The sequence below is a fragment of the Noviherbaspirillum denitrificans genome (assembly GCF_002211445.1).
Taxonomy (GTDB): Bacteria; Pseudomonadota; Gammaproteobacteria; order Burkholderiales; family Burkholderiaceae_D; genus Noviherbaspirillum; species Noviherbaspirillum denitrificans.
Map to the genome: position 1 here is coordinate 995010 of NZ_LSTO01000001.1, position 8211 is coordinate 1003220.

An 8211-nucleotide genomic window follows, 5' to 3' on the forward strand; every position below is an offset into this window, starting at 1 on the left:
AAAATCCAGCGCGCCGAGACAGCGCCGAGGATACCCGTCACCATCACGAGCACTGCCGTCAGCGAAGGCAGCCCGCCGATCTTTTCGGCGACACCCATCGCGATAGGCATGGTGACCGCCTTGGGCGCCAGCGACAGGACGGTCGCAGGTGAGGCTCCCAGTACCCAGGCAATGCCCATCGCGCTCGCCACCGCGCTAGAGCTGCCGACAATGGCACTGCCGAGCAAGGCGAACCAGTTGCGCCGCAGCTTGGGCAATTGCTGGTAGAGCGGAATCGCCAGCGCGACCGTGGCTGGGCCCAGCAGGAAGTGAACGAATTGCGCGCCCTCGAAATACGTGCCGTATGCAGTGCCGGTGCCGACGAGAATGCTCACGAGCAGCGCAACGGCGATCGCGACAGGGTTCACCAGTGGATTGAATTTGCTGCGCGCGTACAAGGCATAGGCGACCTGGTAGGCAAGCAGGGTCGCGGTCAGCCATAGCAGCGGCGACGCAGACAGGTAGACCCAGATCTTCGAGATGCCCGGCGTCATTTCTGCAGCCACCGCAGGACTGTCGCCGTTACGACGAGCGATACCACCGCGCTGACGACCAGCGACACGACGATCGGCAGCCATTCCGCCGCCACCCGCTCCGCATGCACCATGATGCCGACGCCCGCCGGAATGAAGAGCAAGGAGAGGTGCTTGAGGAATTCCAGCGTCGTCGGTGCAAGCTTGTCGGCCACCTGCGGCCGTGCCAGCAAATAGCAGAACAACAGCAGCATGCCGATGACCGGCCCGGGCACGGGAAGGGAAAAAGCAAACGCGAGGCTTTCGCCCAGCGTCTGGAATATCAGGAGGACGGCAAAGGTATGAATCAAGTTCGACTCGCTAGGGCGTGTGGCGATTGAACCATTGTAACAACCTCAAGAAAACCGAAGGCAGGCGCTACGCCGCCTTCGACAGCGCACGGTCAACAAGCTCGATCCAGTGCGTTACCGGCGTATCGGTGCCCGACTGCAAGTGCGTCTGGCAACCGATGTTCGCCGACACAATGACATCCGGCTTCGTCGCCTGCAGGTTTGCGAGCTTGTTGTCGCGCAGCTGGTAAGACAGTTCCGGCTGCAGCACCGAATAGGTACCCGCCGAGCCGCAGCAGAGATGACTGTCGGCGCAGAGCTGCACATCCACGCCTGCGGCGCGCAGCACGCCTTCCACCTTGCCGCGAATCTGCTGGCCGTGCTGCAGCGTGCAGGGCGGATGGTAGGCGACGCGTTCCTTGATCTTTCCCTGCAGCTTTTGCGCGAGTTCCGCTTCGAAGGCCGGCAGGATTTCGCTCACGTCCTTCGTCAGCTCGGAAATGCGTTGCGCCTTCTGTGCATACTTCGGATCGTGCGCTAGGAGGTGGCCGTATTCCTTCACGGTCACGCCGCAGCCGGAGGCGTTCATCACGATGGCTTCGACGCCGGATTCGACATACGGCCACCAGGCGTCAACGTTGTTGCGCATATCGTTGAGACCGCCATCCTGGTCGTTCATGTGATAACGGATGGCGCCGCAGCAGCCCGCCTTCGGCGCGACGACGAGCTGCACGCCGAGCGCATCCAGCACGCGCGCGGTGGCCGAATTGATGTTGGGCGACATGGACGGCTGCACGCAGCCTTCCAGCAGCAGCATCTTGCGTGCATGCTGCGTGCGCGGCCACACGCCGGCATCCTGCTTCGCCGGCACCTTGTTCTTCAGCACCTGCGGCAGCAGCGGACGGACCATCTGGCCGGCGGCCATCGCCGGCTTGAACAGCCACTTGCGCGGCAGCGTTTCCTTCAATGCAGTGCGCATCAGGCGCTGCGACAGAGGACGTTCCACCTGCTGCTCGACGATCTTGCGGCCGATGTCGACCAGGCGGCCGTACTGCACACCGGACGGGCAAGTCGATTCGCAGTTGCGGCAGGTCAGGCAGCGGTCGAGATGGGTCATGGTCTTGAAGGTGGCCTTCTTGCCTTCAAGCACCTGCTTCATCAGGTAAATGCGGCCGCGTGGGCCGTCGAGTTCGTCGCCGAGCAACTGGTAGGTCGGGCAGGTCGCGGTGCAAAAGCCGCAGTGCACGCACTTGCGGAGGATGGAATCGGCTTCTTCGCCTTCCGGCGTGTTCTTGATGAAATCAGCGAGATTGGTTTGCATGCTTAAAAATCTTTATACATCCGGCCCGGATTGAAAATCCCGGACGGATCGAATGCGTTCTTCAGGTTGCGATGAATCGCGGCGACGGCTGGTGCAAGCGGGTGGAATACGCCGGCCGCCGTTTCGCCTGCACGAAACAGCGTGGCGTGGCCACCGGCCTTTTCTGCGACGGCGCGAATTTTCTTCGCATCGGCGCTGGTGCGGATCCAGCGTTGCGCGCCGCCCCACTCGATCAGCTGGTCGCCTTCGAGGTCGAGCGGTGGCGCCACCGAAGGCACCGACAGGCGCCACAGCGCCGGACCATCCGACGCGGCAAGGAAAGCATTCCCGTGGTCGCGCAATTCACTCCAGAAATCAGCGGCTTGCGTATCTTCCTCGCCGCCCATCTTTTGCACGGCCGCCTTCACTGCTGCAACGGCGCCCGACAGGCGCACGATCAGCGTGCCTCCGTGCCAAGCGCTGGCCGACACCGGCAGCGGCTGTCCGCCCCAGTTGTTCAGCCGTTCGATCGCTTCCTTCTGGCCGAGTTCGAAACGCAGCGTGGTTTCCATGAAAGGCTTGGGCAGCACCTTGAGCGAGACGTCGACGATCAGGCCGAGCGTGCCCAGCGAGCCGGCCAGCAGGCGCGACACGTCGTAGCCGGCCACGTTCTTCATCACTTGTCCGCCGAAGCGAAGCACGTCGCCCTTGCCGTCGACCAGCGTGGCGCCGAGCACGAAATCGCGCACCGCGCCGACCGCCTGGCGGCGCGGGCCGGACAATCCGGCAGCGACGACGCCGCCGATGGTCGATTCCGCACCGAAGCGCGGCGGCTCGAAGGCAAGCATCTGGTTTTGCGCATCGAGTGCCGCCTCGATTTCCGCCAGCGGCGTGCCGGCGCGCGCGACGATCACGAGTTCGGTCGGTTCATAGGCAACGATGCCGGTGTACGCGCTGGTGTCGAGCACCTCGCCCTGCAGCGACTGGCCGTACCAGTCCTTGGTGCCGCCGCCGCGGATGCGCAGCGGCGTCTTGCTTGCTGTGGCCGCGATGATCTTCTCGCGGAATTGTTCCAATACCTGTTCCATTCCAGTCCTTAAAAGCGCGGCAGGTTGGCGAACTTCATCTGCCCGCCCGTCACGCGCATCTTGCCGTTCTCGGCGCAGCGGTTGAGTGTGGGGATGGCCTTGTCCGGATTCAGCAGGAAGGCCGTGTCGAACGCGCGCTTGACCGCGCGGAAGGCGTCCAGCTCGTGCGGCGCGAACTGCACGCACATCGAACCGATCTTCTCGATGCCGACGCCATGTTCGCCGGTGATCGTGCCGCCGACTTCCACGCACAGTTCGAGGATGTCGGCGCCGAAGGCTTCGGCACGCTCGAATTCGCCCGGTGTGTTGGCATCGAACAGGATCAGCGGATGCAGGTTGCCGTCGCCGGCGTGGAACACGTTCGCGCAGCGCAGGCCGTGCTTCTTTTCCATTTCGGTGATGCTGATCAGCACATGCGCAAGCTGCTTGCGCGGGATGGTGCCGTCCATGCAGTAGTAGTCGGGCGAGATGCGGCCCGCCGCCGGGAAGGCGTTCTTGCGGCCGGACCAGAAGCGCAGGCGCTCGGCCTCGTTCTGCGATACGGCGATAGCGGTGGCGCCGGACGATTTCAGCACTTCGCTCATGCGGCTGATTTCTTCCTCGACTTCTTCCGGAATGCCGTCCGATTCGCACAGCAGGATGGCTTCGGCGTTGGTGTCGTAGCCTGCCTTCACGAAAGGTTCGACCATGCGCGAGGAAGTTTTGTCCATCATTTCCAGGCCGGCCGGGATGATGCCGGCGGCAATCACTTCCGCCACCGCGTCGCCGCCCTTCACCACATCGTCGAAGGAAGCCATGATGACGCGCGCGAGCTGCGGCTTCGGCACCAGCTTGACGGTGACCTCGGTCACCACGCCGAGCATGCCTTCGGAACCGATGAAAACGGCAAGCAGGTCGAGGCCGGGCGCATCGAGCGCCTCGCCGCCGAGTTCGACCACATCGCCGTCGATGGTAACCATGCGCACGCGCATGACGTTGTGCACGGTGAGGCCGTACTTCAGGCAGTGCACGCCGCCGGAGTTTTCGGCGACGTTGCCTCCAATGGTGCAGGCGATCTGGGAAGACGGATCGGGCGCGTAGTACAGGCCATGTTTCGCCGCCGCATCGGAAATCGCGAGGTTGCGCACGCCCGGCTGGACCACGGCGGTACGCGAGTATGGATCCATCTTCAAGATGCGGTTGAAGCGCGCGGTCGACAGCACGACGCCGTCGGCGATCGGCATCGCACCGCCCGACAGCCCGGTGCCCGCGCCGCGCGGCACGATGGGCGCGTTCAGCTCGCGGCAGGTCTTGAGGATCTCGATCACTTCCGCTTCGGTCTGCGGCAGCACGACCACCATCGGCAGCTGGCGGTAGGCCGACAGGCCGTCGCACTCGTAGGGGCGGGTGTCTTCTTCATTGAACAAGATGCAATGCTCGGGCAGCTTGCGGCGCAAGGCGGCAACAACTTCGCGCTGGCGCTCGAGGGGAATGGCTTTTTCGTTGGGGGCGTTCATGGGGGTTTCCAGTCGCAGGCTGCGGACATACAAAAGTGTAGCGAAATCGCCCATCGGGCGGGGGCGAGGGTGCTGAAAAGCTTGGAGTGGTGGCTTGAAATGTTTTCAAGCAGTGAACAGGAAGTCAAATGCTTTACAGCTCGCCGCGAAACAAGCGTTGTGAAGACGATTACTGTTTGTTGCTCCGTACCTGCATTTCATAACTAATGGTTTTTAACACTATGGGCGACGCGGATATTTCCACATATAATTGATCCATGACAAAAATCAACGGTTGTGCTTTTTTTACTTGCCTTTTCATCGAGGCGTTGATTGTGCAACGGCGGGCCCGATAACTGACATAAATAAAAACAAGTACTTCGACCGGCTTCCAACGAGATGAGAACACATTGCAGCGGGACCCGGATGACCATGATCCGGCAGCGGGTGACCGGAAAAATGGTCAGTGCCCTACGAATCCGGTACGGAATCTTTCGTCCTGCGAGAGCGCCATGAGGCAGACCATTTTCTCCCGGCGCGCATTGGCAGGCCAGTTCAAGCCGAACACCCTTCACACCATACTCAGCATCGCCCTTGCGGGCATCACGCTTGCCGGTTGCGCAGTGAAGCGCGACCGCTACGATGTACCCGCAGTCCCCATTCCCGCCACGTTCCCGAAGGCTGCGACCTTGCCGCTTCCCGCCATGGCCGCGCCCGCCAGGTCCGGCAGCGCGCCGGATGCGGGCACGCCCGCCGGCAACGCGGTGGCGCTCGACCAGGCATTGCCGCAGTGGTGGCGCCTGCTTGGTAGTACGGAACTGAACCGGCTTGTCGACAGGGCACTGTCCGGCAACCAAGACCTGCGCATTGCCAACCTGCGCATCGCCCAGGCCACTGCGCGCGCGAAGCAGGCAGTCTCTGACCAGCTTCCCGTGATTACCGCGCCGCTGCAGGCGAGGCGCGAAGCTCCGGCCGGCGGTATCGCCACCGTCCCTGCCGGCGGCGAGGTGAAAAGCCGCGATGTCTACCAGATCGGCCTGCGCGGCGACTGGCGCGTCGACGTCTGGGGCGAGCGCGCGGCGCTGGCCGAATCGACGGACCTTCAGCTGTGGCGGACCGTCTTCCAGCGGGACGAAGTCCGGCGCACCCTCATCGCCAATGTGGTCACCGGCTATATCGATTATCTGTCCTTCAACGACAGGATGGAGGTGGCGAGGGAAACCGACAAGGCCGTGTCCGACATGCTGGAATCCATCGCCGCCCGCCTCGAAAAGGGCGATGCGACCGTGATCGACATGGAGCAGCAGCGCGCGGCGGTCTATTCCGTGAAGGCGACCATTCCGGCCCTGCAGCAGCAACGGGACGAGGCACTGAACAACCTGAGTTTCCTGCTGGGCGCGCCGCCCGGATCACTCAAGCTCACCGGGAAGGGCCTGGGTTCCCTGTCCTACCCGGCCGTCGTTCCCGATGTGCCGTCGTCACTGCTGCTGCGCAGGCCGGATATCCGCGTGATGGAAGCCCGCCTGCTGGCGGCGGATGCCGATCTCGACGTCGCCCGCGCGCGCCTGCTGCCGCCGCTGGACGTGACGGCGCAGGCCGGCTTCGGCAGCCTGTTCGTGTCCCAAATGTTCGAATCGCACACGCTGTTCTGGAACGTGATCGCCAACCTGTCGGCGACCATTTTCGATTACGGCAAGCGCAACCGCGAGATCGACTTCGCCAAGGCGCTGCACGAGGAGCTCGTCGAAACCTATGTGCGCGTCATCTACAGCGGCATCCGCGAGGTCGACGACGCGCTCAACGCCATCCAGTTGACCCGCCTGCGCCTGGACGCGCAGCGCGAAGCGGCGGAGGCCGCTCGCCGCTCGTGGGAATACAGCCGCGAATCCTACCAGGCAGGTTCGGTGGACCACCTGCTCATGCTGGATGCGGAGCGGACCTACCACCGCAACCTCGACGAGCAGCACAACATCGACATGCTGCGCTATCGCGCACTGGTCAGCCTGTTCTCCGCCCTCGGCGGCGGCTTGCAGGCCGAAGGGCCGCTACCGGGAAAGGGTGAGCGCCCCACCGCATCGGCCGACGCCTACCCGGGATTCGCGGTTGTCCTCCAGCCCGACAGCGCACCCTCCCGCACGCAGGACGGCCTGGGACTGTCGGTATCGCTCGGTTCCACTCCTGAAAGCGGCACCTGGCTGCTGGAACTGGGCAGTGTCGCGGACAAGCTCGCGCTCGCCACGATGTGGCGCGACCTGAAGATGCGCCTGCCCGAGCTGATGGAGCAGCGCATTCTTCTTCCGCGCAAGTCGGGCGAGGCAGAGAAATCCGGCGGCGGACAGGAGATGCCGTACCAGGTCTTCCTGGCGCACTTTGCGAGCAGCGCGGAAGCCGACGCGGCCTGCTCCCTGCTTCGGCAAAGCCAGTACCGCTGCAAGGTGGTCGCCTCGGGATCGATTCCCACCGCCGCCAACGGCGCGCCGTCCGCACCCGCAGACGAACCGTACGCCTTACGCATCGCGCCCGAACTCGGCCTGCCGGCCGGCGGCATCACGGCTGCCGCGCGGACCGTCTATGCGGTCGAGATCGGCCGCTCCGGCTCCCGCCAGGAGGCGGCCGCTTTGGCCGAATCCTGGAAAGACAAGGGCTACAACGCCTATGTCACACCCATGACGGAGGACGACGGCCTGCCCGGCTTCGCGGTGCGTTTCGGCCAGCTTCAAAGCGAAGACCAGGCAGTGATGCTGGCGCAGGCATTCACCGAGAGGGAAGGCAAGCCGGCGCGCTCCGTGCGCCAGAGCCTGTCATTCGCCCAAGGCGCGGACGGGGGCCTCGGCCAATGAAGGCATACCGCATCCCCGATCCGCATCCGCCGGCCGGTGCGCAGCCGGGGACGGGCAATGCCGCCGCACCGGGTGCGACGGCGGCACCGGAGCTGACGCCGAGGCAGCAGCAAATCCTCGACCTGCTCCGCGCCGGCAAGGTGAACAAGGAAATCGCAAAGGAACTCGGGATCGAGATCGGCACGGTCAAGCAGCATGTGGTTGCGCTGTTCAAACGCCTGAACGTCAGCAATCGCACGATGGCCGTGTCGCGCGGACTCGAACTCCTGGGCGGAAAGCCCGCGCCCGAAGCGGCGCCGGCCAGGCTCTCCGACGGCCTCCTGGAAAGGCGGCCCTGCGTCGTGCTCAGCCTGGCGCTGCCCGAGGCGGCCGATGATGCATCCGTCCGGCGGCTGCACGCGACCCTCGCTGCACTGGCCTTCGACCAGGAAGCGGTGTTCCTGGCGCGGCGCGGCCATGCCGGTGATCTCATCTTCGGCCTGCACCAGGCCAGCGAACGTGACCTGCTAAAGGCCCTGGCTACTGCCCGCCAGGCGTTCGAGGACTTGCGCACGCTGGTACCGGAATGGGCCGGCGGGATGCACGGCGGCGTGACGGCCGGCCTGGTGGTCGCCAGCATGCTGCGCGTCGGCGGCTGGTCGGGCGAGGCCATTGTCAGTACCGCCAT

General features: G+C 64.4%; 7 protein-coding genes. 2 read left to right on the plus strand and 5 right to left on the minus strand.

Going from position 1 to position 8211, the window contains the following annotated elements; translation table 11 throughout:
* From AYR66_RS05000 to AYR66_RS05020, 5 genes are all read right to left on the minus strand, one after another.
* Positions 1 to 533: LrgB family protein (locus tag AYR66_RS05000; RefSeq protein ID WP_088709608.1), on the minus strand; the 533-nt coding region annotated here is incomplete at its 3' end.
* On the minus strand, positions 530 to 862 hold the full coding sequence (locus AYR66_RS05005) for a CidA/LrgA family protein (RefSeq protein ID WP_088706606.1): 333 nt from the start codon (positions 860 to 862) through the stop codon (positions 530 to 532). The genes AYR66_RS05005 and AYR66_RS05000, both read right to left, overlap by 4 nt.
* A 67-nt stretch (positions 863 to 929) precedes the next feature.
* On the minus strand, positions 930 to 2162 hold the full coding sequence (gene glcF / locus AYR66_RS05010; protein ID WP_088706607.1) for a glycolate oxidase subunit GlcF: 1233 nt from the start codon (positions 2160 to 2162) through the stop codon (positions 930 to 932).
* 2 nt (positions 2163 to 2164) lie between these two features.
* Positions 2165 to 3229, minus strand: a complete 1065-nt coding sequence (glcE, locus tag AYR66_RS05015; protein WP_088706608.1) for a glycolate oxidase subunit GlcE — start codon at positions 3227 to 3229, stop codon at positions 2165 to 2167.
* 8 nt (positions 3230 to 3237) lie between these two features.
* Positions 3238 to 4725 (minus strand): FAD-linked oxidase C-terminal domain-containing protein, encoded by a 1488-nt coding sequence (locus AYR66_RS05020; protein WP_088706609.1) that lies wholly within the window; start codon positions 4723 to 4725, stop codon positions 3238 to 3240.
* A gap of 491 nt (positions 4726 to 5216) precedes the next feature.
* Here AYR66_RS05020 and AYR66_RS05025 point away from each other — a divergent pair, with 491 nt between their 5' ends.
* Both AYR66_RS05025 and AYR66_RS05030 read left to right on the plus strand, forming a co-directional pair.
* Entirely contained in the window at positions 5217 to 7544 is a 2328-nt protein-coding gene (locus AYR66_RS05025) for an efflux transporter outer membrane subunit (RefSeq protein ID WP_088706610.1), read from the plus strand.
* The coding region (locus AYR66_RS05030) for a LuxR C-terminal-related transcriptional regulator (RefSeq protein ID WP_141104168.1) at positions 7541 to 8211 on the plus strand (671 nt) is incomplete at its 3' end. The genes AYR66_RS05025 and AYR66_RS05030, both read left to right, overlap by 4 nt.

Bases quoted from the DNA above. Each gene is read 5' to 3' on its own strand.
- glcE (WP_088706608.1), bottom strand. From the start codon at position 3,229: ATGGAACAGGTATTGGAACAATTCCGCGAGAAGATCATCGCGGCCACA.
- AYR66_RS05025 (WP_088706610.1), top strand. From the start codon at position 5,217: ATGAGGCAGACCATTTTCTCCCGGCGCGCATTGGCAGGCCAGTTCAAG.
- glcF (WP_088706607.1), bottom strand. From the start codon at position 2,162: ATGCAAACCAATCTCGCTGATTTCATCAAGAACACGCCGGAAGGCGAA.
- AYR66_RS05020 (WP_088706609.1), bottom strand. From the start codon at position 4,725: ATGAACGCCCCCAACGAAAAAGCCATTCCCCTCGAGCGCCAGCGCGAA.